At 68.8% G+C, this 26,053-nt stretch carries 20 protein-coding genes; 10 read left to right on the forward strand and 10 right to left on the reverse strand.

Going from position 1 to position 26,053, the window contains the following annotated elements:
• Positions 1 to 3 precede the first annotated feature (3 nt).
• From ACGLHS_RS29565 to ACGLHS_RS29595, 7 genes are all read right to left on the reverse strand, one after another.
• The gene (locus ACGLHS_RS29565) at positions 4 to 1,317 is read right to left on the reverse strand and encodes an amino acid deaminase (RefSeq protein ID WP_394485382.1); all 1,314 of its coding nucleotides are present in this window, start codon (positions 1,315 to 1,317) and stop codon (positions 4 to 6) included.
• Positions 1,314 to 2,291, reverse strand: coding sequence for an ABC transporter ATP-binding protein (locus tag ACGLHS_RS29570; RefSeq protein WP_093246007.1), 978 nt, complete (start codon positions 2,289 to 2,291; stop codon positions 1,314 to 1,316). The genes ACGLHS_RS29565 and ACGLHS_RS29570 overlap by 4 nt, the downstream gene beginning before the upstream one ends.
• A 172-nt stretch (positions 2,292 to 2,463) precedes the next feature.
• Positions 2,464 to 3,504: an ABC transporter ATP-binding protein gene (locus ACGLHS_RS29575; RefSeq protein ID WP_394485383.1), complete on the reverse strand. Its 1,041-nt coding sequence runs from the start codon at positions 3,502 to 3,504 to the stop codon at positions 2,464 to 2,466.
• Positions 3,504 to 4,343, reverse strand: a complete 840-nt coding sequence (locus tag ACGLHS_RS29580) for an ABC transporter permease (RefSeq protein ID WP_093246010.1) — start codon at positions 4,341 to 4,343, stop codon at positions 3,504 to 3,506. Before ACGLHS_RS29580 ends, ACGLHS_RS29575 begins: the two co-directional genes overlap by 1 nt.
• An 11-nt stretch (positions 4,344 to 4,354) precedes the next feature.
• Positions 4,355 to 5,296 carry an ABC transporter permease gene (locus ACGLHS_RS29585; RefSeq protein ID WP_093246181.1) on the reverse strand — a complete coding sequence of 314 codons (942 nt, stop codon included), beginning with the start codon at positions 5,294 to 5,296 and terminating at the stop codon, positions 4,355 to 4,357.
• A gap of 11 nt (positions 5,297 to 5,307) precedes the next feature.
• Complete coding sequence (locus tag ACGLHS_RS29590) at positions 5,308 to 6,567, reverse strand: lactonase family protein (RefSeq protein WP_394485384.1); 1,260 nt, start codon at positions 6,565 to 6,567, stop codon at positions 5,308 to 5,310.
• An 18-nt stretch (positions 6,568 to 6,585) separates the two neighbouring features.
• Positions 6,586 to 8,160 (reverse strand): ABC transporter substrate-binding protein, encoded by a 1,575-nt coding sequence (locus tag ACGLHS_RS29595; protein ID WP_394485385.1) that lies wholly within the window; start codon positions 8,158 to 8,160, stop codon positions 6,586 to 6,588.
• 193 nt (positions 8,161 to 8,353) lie between these two features.
• Between ACGLHS_RS29595 and ACGLHS_RS29600 the strand changes: the two genes are divergently transcribed.
• A complete protein-coding gene (locus ACGLHS_RS29600) occupies positions 8,354 to 8,743 on the forward strand; it encodes a RidA family protein (protein ID WP_093048728.1) in 390 nt (129 codons plus the stop codon).
• A gap of 4 nt (positions 8,744 to 8,747) precedes the next feature.
• Here ACGLHS_RS29600 and ACGLHS_RS29605 read toward each other — a convergent pair whose 3' ends face one another.
• Positions 8,748 to 9,344, reverse strand: a complete 597-nt coding sequence (locus tag ACGLHS_RS29605) for an ATP-dependent Clp protease proteolytic subunit (RefSeq protein WP_394485413.1) — start codon at positions 9,342 to 9,344, stop codon at positions 8,748 to 8,750.
• A 68-nt stretch (positions 9,345 to 9,412) separates the two neighbouring features.
• Between ACGLHS_RS29605 and ACGLHS_RS29610 the strand changes: the two genes are divergently transcribed.
• The gene (locus tag ACGLHS_RS29610) at positions 9,413 to 10,246 is read left to right on the forward strand and encodes a sigma-70 family RNA polymerase sigma factor (RefSeq protein ID WP_394485386.1); all 834 of its coding nucleotides are present in this window, start codon (positions 9,413 to 9,415) and stop codon (positions 10,244 to 10,246) included.
• Positions 10,247 to 10,370: 124 nt separating this feature from the next.
• Here the strand turns inward: ACGLHS_RS29610 and lolD are convergent, their stop codons facing one another.
• Together lolD and ACGLHS_RS29620 are read right to left on the reverse strand one after the other, a co-directional pair.
• A complete protein-coding gene (gene lolD / locus ACGLHS_RS29615; RefSeq protein ID WP_093246016.1) occupies positions 10,371 to 11,048 on the reverse strand; it encodes a lipoprotein-releasing ABC transporter ATP-binding protein LolD in 678 nt (225 codons plus the stop codon).
• Positions 11,041 to 12,297: a lipoprotein-releasing ABC transporter permease subunit gene (locus ACGLHS_RS29620; protein ID WP_093246018.1), complete on the reverse strand. Its 1,257-nt coding sequence runs from the start codon at positions 12,295 to 12,297 to the stop codon at positions 11,041 to 11,043. Before ACGLHS_RS29620 ends, lolD begins: the two co-directional genes overlap by 8 nt.
• Before the next feature lie 55 nt (positions 12,298 to 12,352).
• Between ACGLHS_RS29620 and ACGLHS_RS29625 the strand changes: the two genes are divergently transcribed.
• The 8 genes from ACGLHS_RS29625 (at position 12,353) to ACGLHS_RS29660 (ending at position 26,051) form a co-directional block, all read left to right on the forward strand.
• Complete coding sequence (locus ACGLHS_RS29625; protein WP_394485387.1) at positions 12,353 to 13,318, forward strand: hypothetical protein; 966 nt, start codon at positions 12,353 to 12,355, stop codon at positions 13,316 to 13,318.
• Positions 13,315 to 15,036: a single-stranded-DNA-specific exonuclease RecJ gene (gene recJ, locus ACGLHS_RS29630; protein WP_394485389.1), complete on the forward strand. Its 1,722-nt coding sequence runs from the start codon at positions 13,315 to 13,317 to the stop codon at positions 15,034 to 15,036. The genes ACGLHS_RS29625 and recJ overlap by 4 nt, the downstream gene beginning before the upstream one ends.
• A 161-nt stretch (positions 15,037 to 15,197) precedes the next feature.
• On the forward strand, positions 15,198 to 16,346 hold the full coding sequence (locus ACGLHS_RS29635; protein ID WP_394485390.1) for a diguanylate cyclase domain-containing protein: 1,149 nt from the start codon (positions 15,198 to 15,200) through the stop codon (positions 16,344 to 16,346).
• A gap of 302 nt (positions 16,347 to 16,648) precedes the next feature.
• Entirely contained in the window at positions 16,649 to 20,854 is a 4,206-nt protein-coding gene (locus ACGLHS_RS29640) for a DUF4132 domain-containing protein (protein ID WP_394485391.1), read from the forward strand.
• Positions 20,851 to 21,285 (forward strand): hypothetical protein, encoded by a 435-nt coding sequence (locus tag ACGLHS_RS29645; RefSeq protein ID WP_394485392.1) that lies wholly within the window; start codon positions 20,851 to 20,853, stop codon positions 21,283 to 21,285. Before ACGLHS_RS29640 ends, ACGLHS_RS29645 begins: the two co-directional genes overlap by 4 nt.
• 17 nt (positions 21,286 to 21,302) lie before the next feature.
• The gene (locus ACGLHS_RS29650; protein ID WP_394485393.1) at positions 21,303 to 22,460 is read left to right on the forward strand and encodes an AAA family ATPase; all 1,158 of its coding nucleotides are present in this window, start codon (positions 21,303 to 21,305) and stop codon (positions 22,458 to 22,460) included.
• A 10-nt stretch (positions 22,461 to 22,470) separates the two neighbouring features.
• Positions 22,471 to 24,930 carry a DUF5682 family protein gene (locus tag ACGLHS_RS29655; protein WP_394485394.1) on the forward strand — a complete coding sequence of 820 codons (2,460 nt, stop codon included), beginning with the start codon at positions 22,471 to 22,473 and terminating at the stop codon, positions 24,928 to 24,930.
• The gene (locus ACGLHS_RS29660; RefSeq protein ID WP_394485396.1) at positions 24,927 to 26,051 is read left to right on the forward strand and encodes a VWA domain-containing protein; all 1,125 of its coding nucleotides are present in this window, start codon (positions 24,927 to 24,929) and stop codon (positions 26,049 to 26,051) included. Before ACGLHS_RS29655 ends, ACGLHS_RS29660 begins: the two co-directional genes overlap by 4 nt.
• Positions 26,052 to 26,053: the final 2 nt, after the last annotated feature.

Genomic DNA, 26,053 nt, shown 5'->3' on the forward strand with positions numbered 1-26,053 from the left:
GGTTCAGAAGTGCATGGCGACGGCGTCGCTCACGCGGTAATCCTGTTCGACGACAGGCATCCAGTGCCATTTGTCGAAGGTGGTGCAGGGGTGCGAAATGCCGAGGCCAACGCGGTCGCCCACGGCCGGGGCCTGCGCCTCTTCGGTGGCATCCCAGCGCAGGTAGGCGTGCTGGTCGTTCAGCGCGGTGATCTTCCAGCCGGCGGGCACGGCCTGCGCTTGCAGCGCGCCACGCGCCGCGCGTGCGATCGGCACGGGCATCGACAGGTCGAAGGAGATGTCGCGCTTGCCCACGGCAAGAATCGCCAGGCCGGGCTCGGGACGCGACTGCACGGTGGCCCAGACTTCCATGGCCGGTGTCAGGCCCTCGCCGCAGCCGCAGCCCAGGCGCTCGTCCACCGCGTTCACCATGCGCTTGTAGAAGCCGTGGTCGTGCGTGACGTAGCAGCCCGAGCGCAGCAGGCCGCGCACCGGCGCACCCAATGCAGGCTTCAAGCGCCCGGCCACGAGGTCGAAGATGGCCGAGCCGCCGGCCGAGACCAGCACCTCATCGGTCTCGAAGAGCTTGTTCGTGTCGCAGTGGCGCGCCACCGCTTCCACGCGGTCCATCAGCGTGTTGGCATAGGCCGTGTCGGGTTCGCTGGCACCGGTGGCGCCCTGCCCTTCGTAGGTCTCGATGCCCACGAGCTTGACGGCGTCGCTGGCGCGCAGCCGGGTCGCGAGCGCGATGGCTTCCTCATGCGTGCGGCAGCCGGTGCGGCCGCCATCGACACCGATCTCGATCATCACGTCGAAGGGCACGCTGGCGGGCTCGCGCTTGGTCCAGTCTTCGATCAGCGCCAGTTGCGCGAGCGAATCGACCAGGAACACGATGCGCAGGTCGGCATGCGCGCGCAGCAGCATCTGGATGCCGGCCAGGTCTTCGTCGCTCACCACCTGGTTGGCGATGAGCGCGCGGCGCGCACCGGCGGCCACGCCCACGGCCAGTTGCGTGACGGTGGCGAAGGTCAGGCCCCAGGCGCCCGCATCGAGCTGGCGCCGGAAGAGTTGCGGCGACATCGTCGTCTTGCCGTGCGGTGCGAGATCGATGCCCCATTCGCGCACGCGCGCCTGCATCCACGCCAGGTTGTGTTCGAGCGCCTCGCGCTTGAGCATGGCCAGCGGCAGCGGCAGGTCGCCGGCCAGCACGTTCCAGCCTGCCTGGCCGATCTCGCTGCGGCGGCGCGGCGGCTGGGTGCGCGGGTAGCCCTTGAAGTTGCTGCCCAGCAGCGGGTCCTGGAAGTCCTTGGCGGCGGCGTCGGTGGTGGTCATGGTCATGCGGCAATGTTGGAGAGCAGGTCTTTGCGGAGGCAGGCGCGATAGTGTCCCGCCGAAATTTCTTCGAGCGCGGGCACAGTCTGCGCGCAGATGTCGATGGCATGCGGGCAGCGGGTGCGAAACACGCAGCCCGAGGGTGGCGAAATGGGGCTGGGAATGTCGCCCTTGAGCGCGATGCGCTCGGTGGCCATCTCGGGATCGGGCTTCGGGCTCGCGGCCAGCAGCGCCTGGGTGTAGGGGTGCGAGGGGCGCGCGAACAGCTCGTCGGTGGTGGCCACTTCCATCACCTTGCCCAGGTAGAGCACCACCACGCGGTCGCACAGGTACTCGACCACGTCGAGGTCGTGCGAGATGAAGAGCATGGTCAGGCCCAGGCGCTCGCGCAGGTCGGCCAGCAGGTTGATGACCTGCGACTGGATCGACACGTCGAGCGCCGACAGCGGCTCGTCAGCCACGATGAACTCGGGCTCGACCGCCAGTGCGCGCGCCACGCCGATGCGCTGGCGCTGGCCGCCCGAGAACTCGTGCGGAAAGCGGCTCGCATGCTCGGCGCGCAGGCCGACGGTTTCGAGCAGCTCGGCGATGCGCTTGTCGCGTGCCGCCGCACCCTTGTGCAGGCCGTGCGTGGACAGCGCCTCGCCCAGGATGGCGCTGATGCGCATCTTCGGGTTGAGGCTGGCGTACGGGTCCTGAAAGATGATCTGCAGCTTGCTGCGCAGCTTGCGCATGCGCTCGCCCGAGAGCGCCCCGATGTCGTCGCCCCGGTAGAGCACCTGCCCTTCGGTGCGCTCGAGCAGCCGCAGCACGGTGCGGCCGATGGTGCTCTTGCCCGAGCCGGATTCGCCGACGAGGCCCAGCGTTTCGCCGGGCTGGATGGCGAACGACACATCGTCGACCGCGCGCACGGGGCGGTCGCTGCTGCCGAAGTATTTCTTGAGTCCGCGGACTTCGATGAGGGGAGCTGCGGTGGTCATCGTGGGCTATTTGGTCGTGGGCTTTTGGGGTTTGGCTCCCTCCCCTTCCGGGGGAGAGTTGGGGCGGGGGCACGACGGCACTTGATGAAGCACTGCGCCGAACGAACGCCGCTTGCCCCCATCCCAGCCTTCCCCCGGGAGGGGAAGGAGCAAGACGGGAGCGATGCGCGGGTCATGCGGCCCTCGCCAGCAATTGATCCGGCTGCACGCGAATGCAGCGCGCCTGGCGGTCTTGCCGGATGTCGATCAGCGGCGGCATCGCATCCTTGCAACCCGCCAGCGCCTGATCGCAACGCGGCTCGAAGGCACAGCCCGGCGGCGGCGCGAGCGGGCTCGACACCTGCCCGCGAATCGCGAAGAGGCGCTTGGGCTTGGGCTGCCCCGGCAACCGCGCCTTGCCCGGCAGGCAGGCCAGCAGGCCCTGCGTGTACGGATGCTCGGGCTGCGCGAACAGCGGCCGCACGGGCGCGCTCTCGACCACGCGGCCCGCATACAGCACCACCACGTCGTCTGCATGGTGCGCGACCACGCCGAGGTTGTGGGTGATGAAGAGGATGCTCATGCCCGTCTCGGCCTGCAGCCGGCGCATGAGTTCAAGGATCTGCGCCTGGATGGTCACGTCGAGCGCGGTGGTGGGCTCGTCGGCGATCAGCAGCGTCGGGTCGCAGGCCATGGCCAGCGCGATCATCACGCGCTGGCGCATGCCGCCCGAGAGCTGGTGCGGGTACTCGTGGATGCGTTGCGCGGCAGCCGGTATCTCGACCAGCTCCAGCATGCGCAGCGCATGGGCCAGCGCCGACTTGCGGTCCAGCCCCTTGTGCAGCCGCACGCTCTCGGCGATCTGCTCGCCGATGGTGAAGACCGGGTTCAGGCTGGTCATCGGCTCCTGGAAGATCATCGACAACTGGTTGCCGCGCAGCGAGCGCATCTCGCGTTCGCCGATCTGCAGCAGGTCGAGCGACTTGCCTTCGCGCGTCACGAACGACGCGGTGCCGCTGACCTGCGCGTTCGCGGTCTTGGGCAACAGGCGCATCAGCGTGAGGCTGGTGACCGACTTGCCCGAGCCCGACTCGCCCACCAGCGCGGTGGTCTTGCCGGGCTGGATCGAGAAGCTCACGTCGGCCACCGAACGCACGAGGCCGTCTTCGGTAGGGAAGCTGGTACTCAGGTTGCTGACCGTGAGACGCGGTGTGTTGTGGGAGGCGTTCGTCATCACGAGGTCTTCTTGAGCTTGGGGTCGAGCAGGTCGCGCACGCCGTCGCCCAGCAGTTGCAGCGACAGTGCCGTGAAGATGATCGCGAGCCCCGGGAACAGCACCACCCAGAAGGCCTGGTGCGCGTACTGCTGGCTGCCCGCGACCATGGTGCCCCAGGTCGGGATCTCGGGCGGCACGCCGACACCGAGGAACGACAGGCCCGCTTCGGCCAGGATGGCGTAGGCAAAAATGAACGACACCTGCACGAGGATCGGCGACATCAGGTTCGGCAGGATGTGCCGCCACAAGATGCGCGAGGTGCGCACGCCCAGTGCGCGCACCGCTTCCACGAACAGCAGCTCGCGCACCACCAGCGTCGAGGCCCGCACCACCCGCGCCACGCGTGGCGTGTAGACCAGCACCAGCGCCAGCACGGTGTTGACCAGCGAGGGCCCGAGGATCGCCACCAGCGCGATGGCCAGCAGGATGTCGGGGAAGGACATCATCGCGTCGACCACGCGCATCAACGGCGTGTCGAGCCGACGGAAGAAGCCGGCCATCAGGCCCAGCACGGTGCCGGCAATGACCGAGCCCAATGCCGTAAGCGCGGCGATGGCGAGTGAGTAGCGCGCGCCGTGCACGATGCGCGAGTACATGTCGCGCCCGAGTTCGTCGGTGCCCAGCAGGTGCTCGGCACTCGGCGCCTTCAGGCGCTGCAGCACGGCCGTGTCGTTGGGGTCGGCCGAGGCGAACAGCGGCGCGCCGATCGCCAGGATGGCGATGACCAGCAGCACCAGCGCGGAGACCATCACGATGCGACGGTGCATCAGCTGGCGGAGCATTCTTGGCATTTGCATGGTGTTTCTCTTCAGACCTTCACGCGCGGGTCGACCACCGCGTACAGCAGGTCGATGGAGAAATTGATCAGCACGTAGATCGCCGCGATCACCAGCAGCGCGCCCTGAATGACGGGATAGTCGCGGCGCAGCACCGCGCTCACCACGAGGTTGCCCACGCCGGGCAGGCCGAACACGGTCTCGGTGATGACGGCGCCGCCGATCATCAGCGCGACCGTGAGGCCGATCACCGTGACGATGGGCACGAGCGCATTGCGCAGCGCGTGCTTCAGCACGACGACGCTTTCGCTCAGGCCCTTGGAGCGTGCGGTGCGCACGTAGTCTTCGCCCAGCACATCGAGCATCGAAGCGCGCGTGAAGCGGATGATGAGCGCCGAGTTCAACAGGCCCAGCACTGCCGCCGGCAGCACCAGCGAATGCAGCCGCTCGGCCAGCGCCGCGTCGGGCGCGCCGTAGCCCGACACCGGGAACCAGCCGAAGGACACGGCAAAGATCTGGATGAGCACGATGCCGAGCCAGAAGCTCGGAATGCTGGCGCCCAGCATCGCGATGCCGGTGAAGAGCTGGTCGACCACGCGCCCACGGAACACGGCCGAGACGATGCCGCAAGGCACGCCGATCAGCGCCGCGATGGCCACGGCCATCAGCGCGAGCAGCGTGGTGGGCTCGGCGCGCTCCCACAGCGCCTGCGTGACCGGGCGCTGCAGAAAGATCGAGGTGCCCAGGTTGCCCTGCAGCACTTCGCGCAGCCAGTAGCCGAACTGCACGGGCAGCGGCTTGTCGAGGCCGTATTCCTTCTGCACGCGAGCGATGTCGGCGGCGGTGGCCTGGTCGCCCAGCAGCACCGAGACCGGATCGCCCGAGGCCGCGCGCGTGAGCACGAAGACGAGCACCGCCACGATGGCGAGCACGACGAGCATGCCGCCGGCCCGCGAGGCGATGTAGCGAAGCAAAGACTTTTTCATCACGCCGAAAACTCGATGGCTGCCGCGCTGCCCACGGCCACGTACTGGCCGGTGAACTTCACGTCGCCGCCCTGCACGCGGAAGACCGTCACGTTGTCGCCCTGCTTGTTGTGGCACACGTAGAGGAAGCGGCCGCTCGGGTCGAGCGTGCAGCTGCGCGGGTAGTTGCCGCGCGTCCATTCCTCGCGCACCAGCGTGGGCGCACCGGTGCGCGCATCGATCCTGAAGAGCGAGATCGAATCGTGCAGGCGGTTGAGCGACACGAAGTGCTGGCCGTCGGGCAGCATGCGGATGCCCGATGCGTAGCTGGTGCCCTTGAAGCCCTTCGGCAGCGCCGAGGTTTCGCTCACGAGCGTGAGCACGCCAGTGGCGTTGTCATAGCGCATGAAGGCGATGGTCGATGCCTCTTCATTCACCAGGTAGAACCACTTGCCGTTCGGATGAAAGATGAAATGGCGCGCGCCCGAGCTTTCGGACACAGCCACGGTGCTCGGCTGGCTCAGCACGCCGGTGATGCGGTCGAAGCGGTACGAGATGACGCGATCGAGCCCCAGGTCGGCCACCAGCACGAAGTTGCCCTTCGGGTCGGCATGCACCATGTGGGCGTGCGGGCCGTCGTGGTCGCTGGTGGCAAAGCCTTCGTGCGAGCGCGCGGCTTCAGGCACCACGTCGGCGCCGGGCTTGCACGGCGTGGATGCACCGCAGGCCTCGACGTCCTTGTAGACGACGGCGGGAACGCTGGCATCGGGCGTGCCGTCGGCGCGCAAGGCGATCACGCTGACGTCGCCGCTCGCGTAGTTGGCCGTGAACAGAAAGCGGCCGTCGGGGTGCACGCTGATGTAGGCCGGGTCCTTGCCGCCGCAGGGCGTCTCGGACACGAACGAGAGTGCGCCGTTCGCGCCGATGCGAAAGGCCGAGACCGAGCCGGCCTCGAACTCGTTGGCCGCATAGAGCATCGGCAGCTTCGGATGGCGCGCGAGCGAGGCGGGGTTGCGCAGCTTCGCACCCTCGCCCGTGCTCGCCACGGCCGGTGGCGCACCGGGGATGGGCTTGAGCGCGCCGGTGGCGCTGTCGAGCACGAACTGGTGCACGCCCAGGCCGCGCCCGCCGCGCCACGGCTTGCCGCCGTCGGAGTAGGTGCCGACATAGGCGTAGACCGGGCCGGACGTTGCGGCCTGAACGGTAGAGGCCGTGAGGCCAAGGGCTCCGAGGCCGGAGGCCAGTGCGCTGGCTTGCAAAAGTTGGCGACGCGATGGCATGGCTGTGTTCCCCGTGCCTTACTTGATCTTCGCGTTCCAGAAGAACGGCCAGGTCGCGGGCGTGTAGTTGTCCAGCGCCGGGCTCTTGGCCGAGAGGCCGTTGAACTTGCCGACGTTGATGTAGGGCACTTCGTCATAGACGACCTGCTGCACCTTGCCCCACAGCGCGCCGCGCTTGGCCGGATCGCTCTCGGTGTTGAAGGCATTCAGCGCCGCCTTCTTGGCGGGCGTGTCCCACCAGCCGGGCGCACCGTCGCCGAGCTGCGGCGGCGAGAGCATCGGCTCGGGGAACTGGCCCGAGTGGGTGACGTAGACGTCCCACAGCTTGGAGTCGTTGCGGCGCTGCACCAGCGTGGCCCAGTCGACCACGTTGAGGTCGACCTTGAAGCCGGCGCGCTTGAGCTGCTCGGCCATCAAAAGGGCCATGTTGTAGTGGAAGTCGTACTGGCGGCTGGTGAGCACGCGGATCGGCTCGCCCTTGTAGCCGGCCTTGGCTGCGAGTTCCTTGGCCTTGGGGGCGTTGCGCTGGTTGTACTGGTTGACGCCCGAGGCCGAATAGAACGGCGAGCCCTTGGGGAAGTGATTGCCTTCGGCCACGAAGAAGCGCGTGTCGCCGAAGCCGGCTGCGAGCATCTCGCCTTCGCCCAGGGCGGTCTGGATCGCCTGGCGCACGGCCGGGTTGGCGGCCACGCCTTCCTTGGTGTTGAGCACGAGGTACGGGAAGCCGAACGACGGCGTCATGATCGGCAGCGTCTTGCCGCCCGCGGCCTCCAGGCGGGGCAGGGCTTCGACCGGCAGCAGGTCGGCAAAGTCGTACTGGCCGGCCAATGCGCCTTCGACGCGCGTGCTGGCGTTGGGCACGGGCACGAAGCGCAGCTCTTCGATGGCCGCCTCGCGCTTGCCGCCGTAGCCGCTGGCCGGCTCCTTGCGCGCCGAGTACTTGTCGAAGCGCGTGAGCAGCACGAACTGGTCGGGGCGGCGCTCCTTGAACTTGTAAGGGCCGGTGCCGATGAATTCCTTGAGCGGCGAAGCGATCGAGTCCTTCGCCATGATGGCCGCCATGCCGCTGGGCAGCGCCAGTTGCGACAGCAGCGGCGCGTAAGGTTCCTTCAGCACGATGTCGACGGCCAGCGGGCCCTTGGCCTTGAGGCTGTCGATTTCCTTGCCCACGGCCTTGCCGCGCGGCGACTGGTCCATCCAGCGCTGCAGGCTGGCCACCACGTCGTCGGCCGTGAGTTCACGGCCGTTGTGCAGCATCACGCCCTTGCGCAGGGTGATGGCGTAGGTCTTGCCGTCGGCCGATATCTTCGGCATGCCCTCGGCCAGCATCGGCACCACGTTCCACTTGGCGTCGAAGGTGTAGAGCGTTTCGTACACGTGCTGCATGATGGTTCCGACCAGGTCGGCGGTCGATGCCATCGGGTCGAGCGTCTGCGGCTCGGCCACCATCGCCAGCGTGGCGAAGTTGCGCGGGCCTTGTGCATGCGCTTGCTGATGGGGCAGCGCGGCGCAGAGCATCGCGAGCAGGGAGGCGCCCAGCAGGCTGCGCTTCGACAGCAGGGGCAGGCGCTGGACAAGACCGACGTGGGGCATGGGGAACTCCTTCATGGGGGCGGGCAAGTTTGTGAAAGAAATTTTCTTTTCGGCCCGGACTTTGAAGCAGTATTCATGCCAAATCATCCGTGTTAACCCTTGATAGAGGGTTTTTCTGAAATAGATTTTCAGATTGGATGGATACTCGCACATCCCCTTCCATCGTTCACTTCACAACCTCAGGAGCCCCCTCATGCCTCTCGAATACCTCGGCGCCCCGCCCCTTGCCTCCGACCGCCAGGTCCGCCCCTTCTCCCCGGCCGTGCGCGCCGGCGACTTCGTCTATGTGTCGGGCCAGGTGCCCGCCAACAAGGACGGCGAGATCGTGGTGGGCGGCATCGAGGCGCAGACGCGCCAGGTGATGGAAAACCTCAAGACCGTGCTCGCCCTGGCCGGCGCCACGCTCGACGACGTGTGCAAGAGCACCGTCTGGCTGCAGGACGCGCGCGACTTTGGTGCCTTCAACCGCATCTACATGAGCTACTTCGGCGAGAACAAGCCCGCCCGCTCGACCACCGAGGCTCGGCTGATGGTCGATGCGAAGGTCGAGATCGACGTGGTGGCTTACAAGCCCAAGGCCTGATCGATCAGGCCTGCAGCAGCTCGGTCTTGCGCTGGATGATGCGCGAGACCAGCCCGTATTCGACCGCCTCGTCGGCCGACAGCCAGCGGTCGCGCTCGATGTCGGCCAGCACCACGTCGATCGGCTTGCCGGTTTCCCGCGCGATCTCGTGCGCGATGCGCTGGCGGGCCTTGATGATCTCTTGCGCCTGGATGGCGATGTCGGTCGCCTGGCCGCCCGCGCCACCGCTGGGCTGGTGGATCAGGAAGCGGGTGTTGGGCAGACACACGCGGCGCTCGCGCGGTGCCGACAAAAACAGATGGGTGGCTGCGCTGCCGACCCAGCCGGTGCCGATCATGTTCACCGGCGCGCTGATGAAGCGCACGATGTCGTGGATGGCATCGCCCGACTCCAGGTGGCCGCCCGGCGAACTCACGAGGATGTCGATGGGTTGCTGGTTGTCCGCATCGAGCGCGATGAGCCGGCGCGTCACGTCGGCGGCCACGGCGTCGGTGATGGTGCCGAAGATCAGGAGCGTGCGCGATTTGAATGCCTTCTCCTCCAGGTAGGAGTTGCGCGGCTCGGCGGTGGCCGCGGGCTTGGTGTCGTCGTCGGTTTCCATTGAGAACATGGGCTGCATGGAGAAAGCTCCTGTGGTTGAACTGTCTTGACGAACAAGCCCACAGTTTCGTGACATTGCCGCTGCTGTGGCAAGCTGCGCCGATGCTCGATGAACGCTATCTGTCGCAATTCCCGGCGCATCGCGGCCGGCTGGTTCGTGCCGCCATGCGCCTGCTCGGCGGCAAGGCCGAGGCCGAAGACGTGGTGCAGGACACCTACCTGCGCGCACTGGAAACAGGCCAGGGCAACGCCCGCGAACTCGATGCGGCCCAAGCCTGGCTGACCACGGTGATGCAGCACCTGGCCATCGACCGGCTGCGGCGGCGCAACTGGATGCAGGCCTGGCTGCAGGATGCCGGCGCCGAGGCACAAGGCACCGCGCACGAGGCGCCTTCGGCACAGGACGACGCGGCACTGGCCGAATCCACGGCGCAGGCGCTGCGCCTGTTGGCCACGCGGCTGTCGCCGGCGGATGCGGCCGCCGTGCTGCTGCGCGAGGTCTTCGAGGCCAGCTTCAAGGAGATCGCGGAGGCCAGCGGCAAGACCGAGTCGGCCTGCAGGCAGCAGCTGCATCGTGCGCTGCTGCGGCTGCGGCAGGAGAGCCGCGCGGACGAGGGGCGCGACAACGACGCCGGATCGGACGCGCACTTTCACGTGTACCGGCAGGCGCTGCACGACTGCGATGCGAAGCTGCTGTTCGCGATGCTGCGGCAACCACCCACGCGGGCCTTCGGGGCGTCGGCCTCGATGGCCGCCACAGCCGGTGGTGCGCCGCGCGCGGTCTGCCAGGTCATGCAGATCGGTGGACGGATCGGCCTTGTGCTGACGCTGGGTGGAAAGGTGTTGTGCGTACTGCCGCTGGATGCGCGGCAGACGGAAGAAGAAGCCTTCTCTTCGCATTAGCCCCTTTCCCCTCTGGGGGAAGGTTGGGATGGGGGCCGCGCGGCCTCAAAGACTGCGCGGCATCGAAGGGGCCGCCGTGCCCCCACCCCTGCCCTCCCCCGGAAGGGGAGGGAGAAAGACGTGATCAGCCGGCCAGCCGGCCGGCCACGAGTTGCAACACCCGATCGCAACGCTTCGCCAGATCCTGGTCATGCGTGACCATCACAAAGGCGGTGCCATGTCGATGCGCCAGATCGAGCATCAGCGCGAATACCGTATCGGCAGTGCTGCGGTCGAGGTTGCCCGTGGGCTCGTCGGCCAGCACGCAGGCAGGCTGCGTGACCAGCGCCCGCGCGATCGCCACGCGCTGGCGCTCGCCGCCCGACAGCTCTGCCGGCCGATGGTGCAAGCGCTCGGCCAAGCCCACACTCGACAAAATCTTCGTCGCCGACTGCACAGCCTGCGCCGGCTCCACGCGGCGGATCTTCAGCGGCATCGCCACGTTGTCGAGCGCGCTGAACTCGGGCAGCAGATGATGGAACTGGTAGACGAAGCCCAGGTGCTGGTTGCGCAGGCGCCCTTGCTCGGCGGCATCGGCATGCGCGATGTCCTTGCCCAGCAGTTCGACCTTGCCGGACGTGGGCGCATCGAGCCCGCCCATCAGGTGCAGCAGCGTGCTCTTGCCGGAGCCCGAGGCGCCGACGATGGCCAGCGTTTCGCCGGCATGCACGTCGAGGTCGACACCGTGCAGCACCGTCAGGTCGAGGCGGCCTTCGTGGAAGCGCTTCGTCAGGCCGCGGGCCTTCAATACAACGTCACTCATAGCGCAGGGCCTCGGCGGGGTTCACGCGGCTGGCGCGCCAGCTCGGGTACAGCGTGGCCAGGAACGACAGGACAAGGGAAATGATGGCAATCGGCATGATGTCGCTGCGCTGCGGGTCGCTCGGCATCTTGCTGATCAGGTAGATGTCCTTCGGCAAGAAGCTGGCGTGGAAAAGCCGCTCGAGGAAGGGCACGATCACGTCGATGTTGTAGGCGATGCCCAGCCCCAGCAGCAGGCCGATGCCGGTGCCGATCACGCCCACCATCGCGCCCTGCACCACGAAAATGCCCATGATGCTGCGCGGCGAGCTGCCCAGCGTGCGCAGGATGGCGATGTCGGCGCGCTTGTCGGTCACCGTCATCACCAGCGTCGAGACGAGGTTGAAGGCCGCCACCGCCACGATCAGCGTGAGGATGATGAACATCATGCGTTTCTCGACCTGCACGGCCGCGAACCAGGTCTTGTTCTGGCGCGTCCAGTCGCGGATCAGGAACTGGCCCGGCAAGGTCACGGCCAGCTGGTCGGCGATGTCGCGGGCCTCGTTCAGGTCTTTCAGCTTGAGGCGGATGCCGGTCGGGCCTTCGAGGCGGAACACCTTGGCCGCGTCTTCCTCGTGGATCATGGCCAGCGCCGAGTCGTACTCGTAGTGGCCCGAATCGAAGGTGCCGACCACGGTGAACTGCTTGAGCCTGGGCACCACGCCGGCCGGCGTGACCTGCCCGCCCGGTGCCACCAGCGTGACCTGGTCGCCCGGCTGCACGAACATCGAGCGCGCCAGCTCGATGCCCAGCACGATGCCGAACTGGCCCGGCACCAGCTTGTCGAAGGTGCCGCCCGCGGCAATGCCGTTGGTGTCGGTGACTTCGGGCTCGAGCTTGGGGTCGATGCCGCGAATGATCGCGCCCTTCATGTCTTCACCGCGCGCGATCAGCGCCTGCGTGTTGATGAAGGGCGCCGCGCCGACCACCTCGGGGTTCTTGCGCGCCGCCGCCATGATCTGGTCGATGTCCTGCAGCGCCTGGCCGTCGCGCGAAAGGATCTCGATGTGCGACACCACGCCGAGCATGCGGTCGCGCACCTCTTTCTGGAAGCCGTTCATCACACTGAGCACAATGATCAGCGCCGCCACGCCCAGCGCGATGCCGAGCATCGAGACACCGGAGATGAAGGAGATGAAGCCGTTGCGCCGCGTCGCCCGGCCTGCGCGCGTGTAGCGCCAGCCGAGCTGCAGTTCATAGGGGAGTCGCATAGGGTCGGAATTGTGGCATCCCGGATTCCCTTGGGGCTTCCCGGACAATAAGGGGATGGCCGAACACCCCCCACGTCATTTGTTGATCCCCTTTGCCGGCCGCGGTTCCCCTGCTTGCCGCGCCGCGCTGCCCACCCTGCGGCTGCCGAACCTCGAAACCCTGTTGCTGCGACTGACCCTGGCCGACACCGACTCGCAGGACGAAAGCACGCGCTCGCCTCCGCATGAACGCGCGCTCGCAACGGCACTGGGCATCTCCGCCGCCGATGGCTGCATTCCCTGGGCCGCGCTCGAAGCCCGAAAAACCGGCCTGGCCGCGCCCGGCGACCACGAAGGCTGGGGCCTCGTGACGCTGTGCAACTGGCAGGTCGGCATCGACGACGTGGCGCTGGGCGATCCGTCCGCCATCGAGATCGACGCCGCCGAATCGATGGCCCTGCTGGCTGTCGCGGGCCCGTTCTTCGAAGAAGACGGCATTGCGCTCTACCCCTCCGACACGCCGGGCCGCTGGCTCGCATGCGCGCCCATCTTCGACGGGCTGGCCACCGCCTCCATCGACCGCGCGGTGGGCTTCCCGATCTCGCAGTGGTCGCCGCTGGGCGACTCGGCGCGCCCCCTGCGCCGCCTGCAGAACGAGATGCAGATGCTGCTCTACACGCAACGCGTGAACGACGACCGAGCCGCGCGCGGCGTGCCGCCCATCAACTCGTTCTGGCTCAGCGGCACCGGCGCGCTGAAGAACGAGGCAGCGCGACCCGCCGCCACGCCCGAAGTCAACGATGCCCTGCGCGTCGCCGCCCTGCGCGACGACGGCGCGGCCTGGGCCGCCGCCTGGCAGGCGCTGGACGCCGGTGCCATCGCCGACCTGCTGACCGACTACACGCGCGGCGCCGACGTGACCCTCACACTTTGCGGCGACCGCGCGGCGCAGCGCTACACCGTGCAGCAGCGCGGACTGGCCCGCTGGGCCAAGAGCCTGTTCGATCGCACGCGCGCATCGAGCGTGCTGGAGTCGCTATGAAGATCGTCGCCCGTGAGATCCCGCCGCGCACCGTCTGGGCGCTGGAACAGGCCGGCGTGCATCCGCTGCTGGCGCGCCTTTTCGCGGCGCGCGGCGTGCGCGCCAAGGAAGAACTCGACGACGGCCTGGTCCGCCTGCTACCGCCCGACACGCTGCGCGGCACGCGCGAAGCTGCTGTGCTGCTGGCCGACGCGATGGCGCAAGACAAGCGCCTGTGCATCGTGGCCGACTACGACTGCGACGGCGCCACCGCCTGCGCGGTCGGCGTGCGCGGCCTGCGCCTGCTGGGCGCGAAGAACGTGAGCTACCTCGTGCCCGACCGCGTGGTCGATGGCTACGGCCTCACGCCGCCGATTGCCGAGCGCGTGGCCGACAGCGGCGCCGACATGCTGATTACCGTCGACAACGGCATCGCCAGCGTCGAGGGCGTTTTTGCCGCCAAGGCACGCGGCCTGCAGGTGCTGGTGACCGACCACCACTTGCCCGGCCCCGAGCTGCCGGTGGCCGACGTGCTGGTCAACCCGAACCAACCGGGCTGCGAGTTCGAGAGCAAGAGCATCGCCGGTGTCGGCGTCATGTTCTATGTGCTGCTGGCGCTGCGCTCCGAGTTGCGCGCGCGCGGCGTGTTCGACGTGGCGACACAGCCCAAGCTCGATGCGCTGCTGCCGCTGGTCGCGCTCGGCACCGTCGCCGACGTGGTGAAGCTCGACGCCAACAACCGCCGGCTGGTGGCGCAAGGCCTGCGCCGCATCCGCGCGGGCGCGATGCCTGCGGGCGTGGCGGCGCTCTTCAAGGCCGCGGGCCGCAACGCCTCGGTCGCGACCACCTTCGACTTCGGCTTTGCACTCGGCCCGCGCATCAACGCGGCCGGCCGGCTGGCCGACATGACGCTGGGCATCGAATGCCTGCTGACCGACGACGCGGGCCGCGCCGAAGAACTCGCGCGCATGCTCGACGGCATCAACCGCGAGCGGCGCGACATCGAAGGCGGCATGCGCGACCAGGCACTGCTGCTGGCCGAATCGCTCTTTGCCGCCGACGGTGAAGGCATCGAAGCCCCACCACCGGCCATCAGCGTGTTCGACGCGAACTTCCACGAAGGCGTGGTCGGCATCGTGGCCTCGCGCATCAAGGACCGCTTTCACCGGCCGACCTTCGTGTTCGCGGCCAGCGGCGCGCCGGGCAAGGAACAGGAGCTGAAAGGCTCAGGCCGCTCGATCCCCGGCTTTCATCTGCGCGACGCGCTCGACCTCGTCGCCAAGCGCCACCCCGGCGTGCTGCTGCGCTTCGGCGGGCATGCGATGGCGGCCGGCTGCACCGTGGCGCGCGAGCATTTCAAGACCTTCGAGCAAGGGCTCGCGCAGGTGGCCGGCGAATGGCTGGCCGCCGCCGCGCTCACGCGCCAGATCGAAACCGACGGGCCCATCGCACGCGAGTACATGCGCATCGACCTCGTCGACACGCTGCACAAGGAGGTGTGGGGCCAGGGCTTCGCGCCGCCGACCTTCAGCGAAGAAGTCGAAGTGGTGTCGCAACGGCTGGTGGGCGAGAAGCACCTGGCGCTCAAGCTCAGGCACCAGGGCCAGCCGATCGATGCGATCTGGTTCAGCCACACCGAGCCGCTGCCGCCGAAGGTCAAGCTGGCGTTCCGGCTCGATGCGGACGAGTGGCAGGGCGTGCGGCGCCTGCGCTTCCTGGTCGAAGGCGCGGAGTTCTAGCCTTTCAGCCGGGCCCCAGGCCGGCGACATAGGGGTCACAGGGGACACCCGCATCCGGGCTTCGGAGATACGATCGGTTACTTTCGTATTCCACAAGAAGAACTTCGAGACGCCCGGATGCCTTCCTGCCATGTCCCCCTCCCTTCCACCGGCCTGCGGCCATGATCGATGGCGTGAGCTACGGCCTGCTGGCAGGCCTCATGGTGTGCGGCCTCGTCCTGCTGCTGGCGTTTCGCGCGACGGTCCATAGCTACTACGCGCTGGCCTGCGCCTGCGCGCTGGTCGCCTTTGCCGGCCTGAACAGCCTCGCGTTGCGCACGCCGCCCGCGTCGTCCGCCCATTGGCCGGCGGTGGCGCTGGTGTTGTGGACGGTCTGCCGCCTGCAGTTCGGCCGGCAGTTGCTGCGGCTCAAGGACTTCGCGCCCCGGCTCGACCGGGTTGCACAGGCCACGCTGGCGGTCTTCGCAGTCGCCGCGCTTTACGCGGCGGTCGAAACGCAGCTCGTGTGGACGCTGCGCGTGGTGCAGGCGCTGGTGGTGGCCTCGACCGTGCTTCTTGCCGTCGGCGCGGTGATGGCGCTGCGCCGCCTGCCCTGGCCGTCGGCGCTGTTCCTGGCCGGCATGGTGCTGCTGCTCGGCGGCATCTCGGCCACGCCGATGTCGATCTGGCTCGACCCGGCCTGGGCGCCCCGCCGGATGAATTTCGCGCAGGCCGCCGTGATCGCGGAACTGCTGGTGTTCGCGGCCGCCATGGGCGTGCGCCTGCGGACCGAGCAGGCGCTCGAAACGCGCGTGCAGCGCAAGGTCGAAGACCTGGGCACCGACGCGCTGACCGGCGCCACCAGCCGCGCCGGCTTCGAGAGCCGCGGCAAGGACTGGCTGCGCGAGGGCCGCCCCTTCTCGTTGATGCTGGCCGACCTGAACGGCTTCAGGCGCGTGAACGAACGGCACGGGCGCGCGGGCGGCGATGCCGTGCTGGCGGCCATGGCCCGGCGCCTGCGCCAGCAGGTGCGCGCGGACGACATGGTGGCCCGGCTCGGCGGCGACGAATTCGCGATCCTGCTCGTCGGCACCCCGGCGCGGCAGAAGCTCGCGGAAATGGCCATCCGCATGCTGACCGCCGGCGCACGGCCGGTCGAGCACGACGGCCGGCTGCTCGCGGGTGGCGAGCTGAACTTCGGCATCGCCAGCCACCCCGCCGATGGCGACACGCTCGAGAGCATCGTGCAGGCGGCCGAACGCGCGCTGCGCCATTGCGAGCAGCAACGGATGGGCCCCGCCTATGCGTTCGCGAACGAGGTGGCCTCATGAATGAATTTTTCGTACCCCTCGGCGCACGGGGCGCCGTGCATCATTCAGGCATGAGATTTCCTTCACTCCCATCGCCCGTTTCTTGCGCACCACCGAAGGCCCGGCTGTCACGTTTTTGACAGGTCGGGCTTTCACATCGGGCCTTTATCCTCGCAAGGTGACACAGCGTGCGGGGGCACGCGGGCGGCACGCATCGCGCGGGCCCTCACGCCCCATGCCCAGGCACCGCTGTTGCGCCGATCCATTCGCCACATGCAGCGCCGACAGGGCGCATCGTCGATTCACAGGAGGACGTTTTTTCCATGCGCCGTTTTGAACTGATCGAAGGAACCGCCAGCAAATTCTGGGAAGTGGAACAGGCCGACACCGACCTCAACATCCGATGGGGCCGCATCGGCACCGCGGGCCAGAGCCAGACCAAGTCTTTCGCCGACGCCACCAAGGCAGCCGCACAACTGACCAAGCTGGTGGCCGAGAAAACCGGCAAGGGCTACAGCGAAGTCGGCGTGGCCGCCAACGCGGCCATCGGCAAGACCGAAGCCAAGCCAAAGACCGAAACCGCCGCCGAAGAAAAAGCAGCCACGCCCGCACGCGCACCCGCAGCTGCGAAGCCTGCGGCAACGGCCGGCGACGACACCGCCAGCGCACCTGCGCAAGAAGAAGCCGCAACCCCCGCCAGCGAAAGCATCGACAGCCAGGCCGACCGCGTGTTCGAAGCGGTCCGCGCCAAGATGGAAGCAGGCGAACTCACAAGCACAGACACCTTGTCCCCCGGCACGCTCAAGCGCCAGCATGGCGTGAGCGAGCAAGGCGCGGCGCTGGCGTTCAAGCGGCTCAAGGCCGAGGGCCTGCTGGATGGCTGGGGCACCAGTTGCACGCCCGCCAAGGACGCGCAGGCGATCGCCAGGCAACTCGGTGCGGCCGCATCGCAGGCCGCTGCGCAGGCACCTGCCGCGCCATCGGTCGCGGAGCTGCCCGTCGATGCCGACACACCGCCCTGGCTGGCCGGCGGCACGCCCGTGCGGCTCTCGCCCGAGATGCTGCGCCAGGCCTTCCCCTCGCGCCGCTTCCCGTCCAAGCCGGCCGCCGCCACGAGCGTGGCCGCCACCTGGCTGCTGGTGCGCCGCAAGCTCGACCCGAAGGTCGATGTGGGCAACAGCGATGCGGCCCTGCAGCCTGCGGTGCAACGCATGCTCGATCGCGTGGCGCTGCCCGAGCCGCCGGCCGATGCCGAGTCCGACACCGTGCTGCTGGCGCTGGCACTCAGCACCGGCGGCTACTACGGGGAAAGCGAGCCCGGCGAGGTGGTGGCGAACTACCTGGTGGCGCAATACGGCCTGCCCGGCGCCATCGACCTCCTGCTCGCTGCACAGAAGATCCAGGTGCAGACCGACTACGACCGGCAGGCCCAGGCCCGCCGCAGCAGCTTCGGCAGCGCGGTGAACCGCGCCATGGGCAACAGCTACCACGGGCCGCTCGGACAGGGCGAGCAGGCATTGCGCGCGCACCTTGCCGGCGCTGCCCCCGATGTCTGGCAAGACTGCCGCGACCGGATCGAAGCCGCGCTGCCCGGCATTCACCCCAGCCGCCAGTCCACGCTGGCCCTGATGCTGCCCGACGCCCCCGAGATCTCGAATGCGCTTGTGCATTCGCTCGCGGCCGAAAAAGACACGCCCGAAACCATGCACTGGCTGCTGCTGACGGCCACCGACCCGGCCGCCATCGCGCTGGCCGCCAAGGTCCGGCTCAGCTATTCGAGCGGCTTCTGGGGCGACAGCCACATGACCAGCACGCTGGTGCAGGAGCGCGGCACCGAGGCCGTGCCCGTGCTGGAGCGCGGCGCCGCCAACGACGACGCGGGCGATGCGCTCGCCTGCATCGGCACCCCCGAGGCCGTGCAGGCGCTGGCCCGCGTGGCGAGCAATTCGAAGGGCGCGCTGGCGCGCCTTGCGCTCTCGGTCGACCGCTGGCCGATGGCCGCCATCGCCGCGCTGTCGCGGCTGGTGGCCGCTGGCGGCAAGGACGCCAACCTCGTCACGCCCAGCCTCACGCGCCTGCTGCGCGCCCACGGCGCCGCCCTGCCCGCGCTGCGGCCCTGGCTGGACGCCGGCGCGCAAGCCGTCATCGACAAGCAGCTCGCGCTGCTGTCCGGTCCCGCCGAAGTGGCCGGCGCCGATGAATTGCCGCCCGTGCTGGCCGCGCCGCCATGGCTTGCCAAGGTGCAGAAGAAGGCCGCCGGCACGCTGGTGCTGGAGCCGCTGCCACTGCCCGCGGTGGAGCAATGGAACGAAGGCGAACGCGAGTCCGCGCTGCGCCTGAACTCATGGCAGGTGAACCGCCATGCATCGGCACGGCAGAACGTGGAGGTGCTGCTCGACGAGCTGGGTTTCGACAAGAAAAAGCAGAAGACGATCGCCCCGCTCGGCGAGGCTGCCGCGGCCGCCATCCGGGCCGGCGATGCCGGCGCCCTGATCGACAGCTGGCGCGCGATGGTGGCCGAGCGCAAGAAGGAGCGCTACTACTGGTTCACCTTCAATTCGAGCTATGCCGCGCTGCTGCCGGCCGCCATCGGCGTGCCCTTCTGGAACGCGGTGGCCGGTGAGACCGAAAGCGACGACATCGGGATGATGCTGGCCACCCACGGCCTGGCGGTGCTGCCGGGGCTGACCTCGATGGTGCGCTCGAAGCCGACCGAGAACCTGTCGTATGCGCTCAACTACGGCGCGCCCGGACTGGCGGCACCGGCCGCGCGCGCCTTCGCCAAGCTCAAGACCCTGCGAGCCACCGGCCGCGAATGGCTGCTGAAGTTTCCCGAGCACGCGGCCTGCGGCCTGATCGCACCGGCGCTGGGCAAGGCCGGCGAGGCACGCGACTGCGCGGGCTCGGCGCTGCGCCTCTTGCAAGCCAACGGCCACGAGGCCCTGCTGCTCGACGTGGCCGGCCGCTATGGCCAGCCCGAGGTGGTGCAGGCGCTGCGCGCTGTGCTCGACGAAAGCCCGCTCGACCGCTTTCCCACCAAGCGCGCCAAGCTGCCCGAGTTCTGGCAGCCGCGCGGCTGGCGCCGGCCGACGCTCAGGAACGGCAAGGCCTTGCCCGACGAGGCGCTCGACCATCTCGGTCAGATGCTGACCTTTCCGACCAACGAGGAAATCTACGGCGGTATCGCCATGGTCAAGGAAGCCTGCGACGCCGACTCGCTGGCCGAGTTCGCGTGGGACGCGTTCAGCGCCTGGCTCGACGCCAGCGGCCCGAGCAAGGAAGGCTGGGCGCTCACCGCGCTGGGCCTGTTCGGCAACGACGACACGGCACGCAAGCTCACGCCCTTCATTCGCGCGTGGCCCGGCGAAGCGGCGCATGCACGCGCCGTGACCGGCCTGGACGTGCTGGCCACCATCGGCAGCGACGTCGCGCTGATGCTGCTCAACGGCATCGCGCAGAAGGTCAAGTTCAAGGGCCTGCAGGACAAGGCGCGCGAAAAGATCGACACCATCGCCGAGGCGCGCGGCCTGAGCACCGAGGAACTCGAAGACCGGCTCGCGCCCGACCTCGGCCTCGACGAGCAGGGCACGATGCTGCTCGACTTCGGCCCGCGCGCCTTCAAGGTCGGCTTCGACGAAGCGCTCAAGCCCTATGTGCGCGAAAGCACCGGCGGTGCGAATGGCAGTGTCGACGGCGCACGGCTGCCCGACCTGCCCAAGCCCAAGAAGACCGACGACGCCGAACTGGGCAAGGAGGCCGTCGAGCGCTTCAAGCTGCTCAAGAAGGACGTGCGCACCATCGCGAGCCAGCAGCTGCTGCGCCTCGAAGTGGCGATGTGCGCGCGCCGGCGCTGGACGCCCGAGGTGTTCCGCACCTTCCTGGTCGAGCATCCGCTGGTGCGCCACATCGTGCAGCGGCTGATCTGGGGCGTGTATGTGGTGGAAGGCGGTGGCAACTACGGCGGCACGCTGCAGGCGTGTTTCCGCGTGGCGGAAGACGGCAGCTACACCACGGCCGAAGACGACGCCTTCGATCTTCCCGAAGGCGAGAACATCCGCATCGGCGTGCCGCATGCGCTGGACCTGTCGGCCGCCGACGCCGGCGCCTTCGGCCAGGTGTTCGCCGACTACGAGCTGCTGCAGCCCTTCGCGCAGATCGGCCGCGATGTCTACACCCTGACCGACGAAGAAAAGAAGAGCCTGAAGCTCGAACGCTGGAAAGACGTGAAGGTACCCACCGGCCGCGTGCTGGGCCTGGTCAACAAGGGCTGGCGCCGCGGCCAGGCGCAGGACGCGGGCTGCATCTGGTACTTCAGCAAGCCGCTGGGCACGAACCGCGTGATCGAGCTGAGCCTCGACCCCGGCATCATCGTCGGCATGGTGGACGAGTACCCCGAGCAGACGCTGGGCCAGGTGCAGGTCGGCAAGCCCTCGGGCTGGGGCGACATGCGCGACGCCGAAACGTTGAACCTGCTCGATCCGATTTCCGCGAGTGAACTGATCCGCGACATGGAAGGCCTGCGGGCATGAATGCCGCAGTCGCGCGGCTGCGCCCCTGGCTGCTGGCTGCGGGGTTGCTCGCGGCCATGGCTCCAGCGACCGCCCGCGTGGCGGCACCCGAGGTGCCGCCGCAGGTCGACACCGTGGCCGCCGGCGGCGAATGGCGCTCGGCCCGCGACAGCGGCGTGCTGCGCATCGTGATCGTCCAACAGGGCGTCGAACACGTGCACTCTCGGCTGTGGATCGAATGGCTGGCGGTCGGCGAACGCGGCGCGCCACGGCGGGTGGCGCGCGTGCTGGTGAAGGAGCTGTCGAACGGCATGAACGTCATCGACGTCGGCAACCGGCGCGAGACCTTCCAGGACGGGCGCATCCGGCTGCGTGCCACCCACACCTATTCGCACGAAAGCTCGGACATCACCATCGAGACCGGCAAGCCCGGCCAGTACAAGCTCCTCTAGTTTCATCAGCACCCACCATGGCCACATCCAGCAAAAGCTCCAAAGACACCGGTGCGCCGCAAACGCCAACGCAACTGCAGCGCCCGCCGGCCGAGATCCAGTACGCCGCGCAACTCGCACGGCTGCAGGCGCAGGACAAAGACCCGCGTCCGCCCGGCTGGGCGCTGGGCCTGAAGGCCGCGCGCGCCTTCATCCTGGGCGATGCGTCGCTCGACATCGCACCCAAGATCGTCGCGCCCGTGGCCAGCATCGAGCGCATGCTGGTGACGCTGGCCACCGGCCGCGGGCTGATGCTGGTGGGCGAGCCGGGCACGGCGAAGTCGATGCTGTCGGAGCTGCTGGCCACGGCCATCTCGGGCATTTCGACGCTCACCATCCAGGGCGGCGCCTCGATCACCGAAGACCAGATCAAGTACGGCTGGAACTACGCGCTGCTCATCAACGAAGGCCCGAGCCCGCGCGCGCTGGTGCCGGCGCCGCTGTACCTGGGCATGCAGAAAGGCCAGGTGGTGCGCTTCGAGGAAATCACACGCGCGCCGCTCGAGGTGCAGGACTGCCTGCTCGGCATGCTGTCGGACCGCGTCATGGCGGTGCCCGAGTTGTCGGGCGAGCACGGCATGCTCTATGCGCGCGAGGGCTTCAACATCATCGCCACCGCCAACACACGCGACCGCGGCGTGAACGAAATGAGCGCGGCGCTCAAGCGCCGCTTCGATTTCGAAACCGTGTTCCCCATCCTCGACTTCGACCGCGAACTGGCGCTGGTGCAGGAGTCGTCCACGCGCCTGCTGGCACAGAGCGGCATTCCGAAGACCATTCCCGCACCGGTGCTGGAACTGCTGGTGTCCACCTTCCGCGACCTGCGCGGCGCGCCGGCCAAGGAAGGCGGCAACGGCAACAACAGCAATGGCGGCGATGCGGCGATGGACCGGCTCACGGCCGTGATGTCCACCGCCGAGGCCGTGAACGTGGCGCATGCGGTGGGCGTTCGCGCATGGTTCCTCGAGCAGCGCGAAGGCTCGCCGGCCGACCTCGTCGACTGTATCGCGGGCACGGTGGTGAAAGACAACGCGGACGACCGCGCAAAGCTGCGCCGCTACTTCGAGCAGAAGGCCGCCAAGCGCAGCGGCGCGCACTGGCGTGCGTACTACGAGGCGCGACATCGTCTTCCCTGAACGTGCGGCCATGACACAGCCCCACATCGTCGGTGTGCGCCACCACAGCCCCGCCTGCGCGCGGCTGGTGGCCGAGCGCATCCGCACCTTGCGCCCGTCGTACGTGCTGATCGAAGGGCCGGCCGATTTCAACGAACGGCTCGACGAGCTGTACCTGCCGCACCGGTTGCCAGTGGCGATCTACAGCTACCTCTCGGGCGACGAAACGCATCGCGGCTCGTGGTCGCCCTTTGCCGAGCACTCGCCCGAGTGGCAAGCGCTGCAGGTGGCGCGCGAAACAGGCGCGCAGGTGCGCTTCATCGATCTGCCCGCGTGGCACGACGCCTTCTCGCGCATGGAGAACCGCTATGCCGACGTGGCCGATGCGCAGCATGAAGAGCGCGCCGAAGCCTACGAACGCGCGCTGACCGAAAAGCTCTCGGTGCAGGGCCGCGACGCGCTGTGGGACCACCTGTTCGAAGACGGCTGCGATGCGGCCGAGCTGGCGCGGCGCCTGGCCACCTACTTCGAGCACCTGCGCGGCGAAGACCCCGGCTCGCTGGGCAACCAGGCGCGCGAACAGATGATGGCGCGCTGGATCGCCTGGGCGATGGCGCAGCCGGCCGAGCCGGGCCGCACGCAGGCGCTGGTGGTGTGCGGCGGCTACCACGCGCCTGCGCTCGCGCGGCTCTGGCAGAGGCAGCCGGCCGACCTGCCCGCAACGCCCGCGCCATCACTCGAAGCTTCCGATGAAGCAGGCCACGATGCCAAAGCCGATGCGCCGCTGCGCTTCGGCTCCTACCTCGTGCCCTACACCTTCAAGCGCCTCGATGCCTTCGCCGGCTATGCCTCGGGCATGCCCTCCCCGGCCTACTACCAGTGGGTCTGGGAGCATGGTCCCGAGGGTGCCGCGCACCGCGCGCTGCAGCATGTGATGCAGCGGCTGCGCGACAAGAAACTGCCCGCCTCCACCGCCGACCTGATGGCCGTGCACCTGCGCGCGCAAGGCCTTGCGCGGCTGCGCGGCCACGAGAAGCCGCTGCGCTCCGACTGGCTCGACGCGCTGGCCGGCGCGCTGGTGAAAGACGCGCTCGATGCGCCACTGCCCTGGACCTATCGCGGCGCGATCCGCCCCGGCACTGACCCGGTGCTGGTGCAGGCCATGGACGTGCTGGCCGGCGACACCGTCGGCCGCCTCGCGCCCGGCACGCCGCAGCCACCGCTGGTGGCGGCGGTGGCGGCCGAGCTGGCGGCGCACGGCATCGTGCTGCGCGGCCAGCTCAAGATCGACCTGCTGGCCGACGCCGACCGCGCGAAGAGCCGCGTGCTGCATCGCCTGTCGATCCTTCGGCTGCCCGGCGTACGCCGCACGCAAGGGCCGGCGCTGGCCATGTCGGGCGAACGCACCGAAATCTGGGCACTGTCCGAGCCGCTGGAGCAGCAAGCCGCGCTGATCGAGGCCGGCGCCTGGGGTGCGAGCCTGCATGACGCGGCGCGTGCCCGGCTCGAAGACGATCTGCGGCAGGCGCAGGGCCGCATCGGGCCGCTGGCCGATGGGCTCAACCGGGCCGCGTGGGCGGGGCTCTCGGCACTGAGCGATTCGCTGCTGCGCGAGCTGCAGGGCGCCATCGCCAACGAGCCGCGCTTCGAGGCGCTGGGTCCGGCCCTGTCGGTGCTGCACACGCTGCTGCGCCACGGCCAGATGCTGGGCATGGCCGATGCGCCGGTGCTGCGCGTGGTGATCGAGTCGGGCTTCGACCGCGCGCTGTGGCTGCTGGAGCCGCCCGCAGCCGTCATGCCGGCCGACATGCAGGCGCATCTGCAGGCCCATCTGGCATTGCGCCAGATCGTGGCCGATGTGCTGGCCCATGCGGCCGACACATCGCACGACGCACATGCACCGGCCCTGCTCGACGTGGAGCCGGCGCGCGCCCTCGCCGTCTGGCAGCGCAAGGCCGCCGACGCCAGCGCCGCGCCGGTGAGCCGCGGCGCCGCGCTGGGCGCCACGCTGAGCCTTGCGGGCCGCACGGCAGGTGCACAGCAGCAACACGACGATGCAGGCGCAGGCGTGAACGAGGCGATGCAGCTGCTGCATTCGCTGTCCGCACCGGTGCTCGGCGATGCGCTCACCGGCCTGCTGGCGCTGGCGCGCGAAACGCTGTCGTCCGAGCCGGCCTTCGTCCGCGGCATGGACCGCACGGTGCAGGCGCTGGACAACGCCGACTTCGTGCGCGCCATGCCCAGCCTGCGCGCCGCCTTCTCCTGGCTGCCGCCACAAGAGCGCGGCCTGCTGGCCGAACAGGTGCTGACGCTGCACGACGCCAGGCACCTGTCGCGCCGCGCGCTCACCGCACCGCACGCCGGCGAAGTCGCGCCCGAAGCGCTGGCCCAGGCGCGCATGGTCGAAGACGCCGTGCTCGCACGCCTTGCGGCCTGGGGCGTCACGCTCGACAACGACGACAAGGATTTCGACGGGAGCCCCCGCCCATGAGCCTGGACATTCCCGATCCGCTGCAACGCTGGCGCCTGCTGCTGGGTGACCCGGCCGAAGCGTCCTGCGGCAGCCTTGGCGCCGAGGCGCAGGCCGCCGACGCCGCACTCGACTGGCTCTACGGCCGCGACGGCGATCGCGCCAGCCGCGGCGAACGCAGCGCGGGCCTCGGCCCCTCGGCGCTCAGCACGCCCGACTGGATCAACACCATTCACACGCTCTTTCCGAAGGAAGTGATCGAGCGGCTGGAGCAGGACGCGGTCGAGCGCTACGGCATCGACGAGGTGGTCACGAATCTTGAAGTGCTGGAGCGCATCGAGCCTTCCGAATCGCTGCTGCGCGCGGTGCTGCACACCAAGCACCTGATGAACCCGCAGGTGCTCGCGGCCGCGCGCAAGCTCGTGGCCGAGGTGGTTCGCCGCATCATGGAAAAGCTCGCCACCGAAGTGCGGCAGGCCTTCAGCGGCAGCCGCGACCGGCGCCGCCGCTCGCGCATGAAGATCGCGCGCAACTTCGACTTCAAGCAGACGCTGGCCGCCAACCTGCATCGCTACGACCCGGAACGCCGCAAGCTCTATGTGGAACGGCCGGTGTTCATCAGCCGCACGAAGCGGCACACCGAGCCGTGGGACATCATCCTGCTGATCGACCAGAGCGGCTCGATGGTCGACTCGGTAATCCACAGCGCGGTGATGGCCGCCTGCCTGTGGCAGCTGCCCGGCATGCGCACGCGGCTGGTGGCCTTCGATACGGCGGTGGTCGACCTGACCTCCGATGTGTCGGACCCGGTCGAGCTGCTGATGAAGGTGCAGCTGGGCGGCGGTACCGACATCGCGAAGGCGGTGGCCTATGCGCAGTCGCTGATCGCCAATCCGCGCAAGAGCATCGTGGTGCTGGTCAGCGACTTTTATGAAGGCGGCAGCGAGCACGAACTGGTGCGCCGCGTGAAGGCGCTGGTCGAGTCGGGTGCGAAGGTGCTCGGGCTGGCCGCGCTCGACGCGCAGGCCGAGCCGGCCTTCGACCGCGAGATGGCCGCACGGCTGGTGCGCGAGGGCGCGCAGATCGGCGCGATGACGCCGGGCCAGCTCGCGGGCTGGCTGGCCGAGAAGGTGCAGGGATGAGC

Origin of the sequence: Variovorax sp. VaC1 (assembly GCF_043658315.1) — a bacterium.
Lineage (GTDB): Bacteria > Pseudomonadota > Gammaproteobacteria > Burkholderiales > Burkholderiaceae_C > Variovorax.

What these genes read in the sequence shown, in the direction of transcription:
- ACGLHS_RS29565 (WP_394485382.1), bottom strand. Translation starts at nt 1,317, where the DNA reads ATGACCATGACCACCACCGACGCCGCCGCCAAGGACTTCCAGGACCCG.
- ACGLHS_RS29570 (WP_093246007.1), bottom strand. Translation starts at nt 2,291, where the DNA reads ATGACCACCGCAGCTCCCCTCATCGAAGTCCGCGGACTCAAGAAATAC.
- ACGLHS_RS29575 (WP_394485383.1), bottom strand. Translation starts at nt 3,504, where the DNA reads ATGACGAACGCCTCCCACAACACACCGCGTCTCACGGTCAGCAACCTG.
- ACGLHS_RS29580 (WP_093246010.1), bottom strand. Translation starts at nt 4,343, where the DNA reads ATGCAAATGCCAAGAATGCTCCGCCAGCTGATGCACCGTCGCATCGTG.
- ACGLHS_RS29590 (WP_394485384.1), bottom strand. Translation starts at nt 6,567, where the DNA reads ATGCCATCGCGTCGCCAACTTTTGCAAGCCAGCGCACTGGCCTCCGGC.
- ACGLHS_RS29595 (WP_394485385.1), bottom strand. Translation starts at nt 8,160, where the DNA reads ATGCCCCACGTCGGTCTTGTCCAGCGCCTGCCCCTGCTGTCGAAGCGC.
- ACGLHS_RS29600 (WP_093048728.1), top strand. Translation starts at nt 8,354, where the DNA reads ATGCCTCTCGAATACCTCGGCGCCCCGCCCCTTGCCTCCGACCGCCAG.
- ACGLHS_RS29605 (WP_394485413.1), bottom strand. Translation starts at nt 9,344, where the DNA reads ATGGAAACCGACGACGACACCAAGCCCGCGGCCACCGCCGAGCCGCGC.
- lolD (WP_093246016.1), bottom strand. Translation starts at nt 11,048, where the DNA reads ATGAGTGACGTTGTATTGAAGGCCCGCGGCCTGACGAAGCGCTTCCAC.
- ACGLHS_RS29620 (WP_093246018.1), bottom strand. Translation starts at nt 12,297, where the DNA reads ATGCGACTCCCCTATGAACTGCAGCTCGGCTGGCGCTACACGCGCGCA.
- ACGLHS_RS29625 (WP_394485387.1), top strand. Translation starts at nt 12,353, where the DNA reads ATGGCCGAACACCCCCCACGTCATTTGTTGATCCCCTTTGCCGGCCGC.
- recJ (WP_394485389.1), top strand. Translation starts at nt 13,315, where the DNA reads ATGAAGATCGTCGCCCGTGAGATCCCGCCGCGCACCGTCTGGGCGCTG.
- ACGLHS_RS29635 (WP_394485390.1), top strand. Translation starts at nt 15,198, where the DNA reads ATGATCGATGGCGTGAGCTACGGCCTGCTGGCAGGCCTCATGGTGTGC.
- ACGLHS_RS29640 (WP_394485391.1), top strand. Translation starts at nt 16,649, where the DNA reads ATGCGCCGTTTTGAACTGATCGAAGGAACCGCCAGCAAATTCTGGGAA.
- ACGLHS_RS29645 (WP_394485392.1), top strand. Translation starts at nt 20,851, where the DNA reads ATGAATGCCGCAGTCGCGCGGCTGCGCCCCTGGCTGCTGGCTGCGGGG.
- ACGLHS_RS29650 (WP_394485393.1), top strand. Translation starts at nt 21,303, where the DNA reads ATGGCCACATCCAGCAAAAGCTCCAAAGACACCGGTGCGCCGCAAACG.
- ACGLHS_RS29655 (WP_394485394.1), top strand. Translation starts at nt 22,471, where the DNA reads ATGACACAGCCCCACATCGTCGGTGTGCGCCACCACAGCCCCGCCTGC.
- ACGLHS_RS29660 (WP_394485396.1), top strand. Translation starts at nt 24,927, where the DNA reads ATGAGCCTGGACATTCCCGATCCGCTGCAACGCTGGCGCCTGCTGCTG.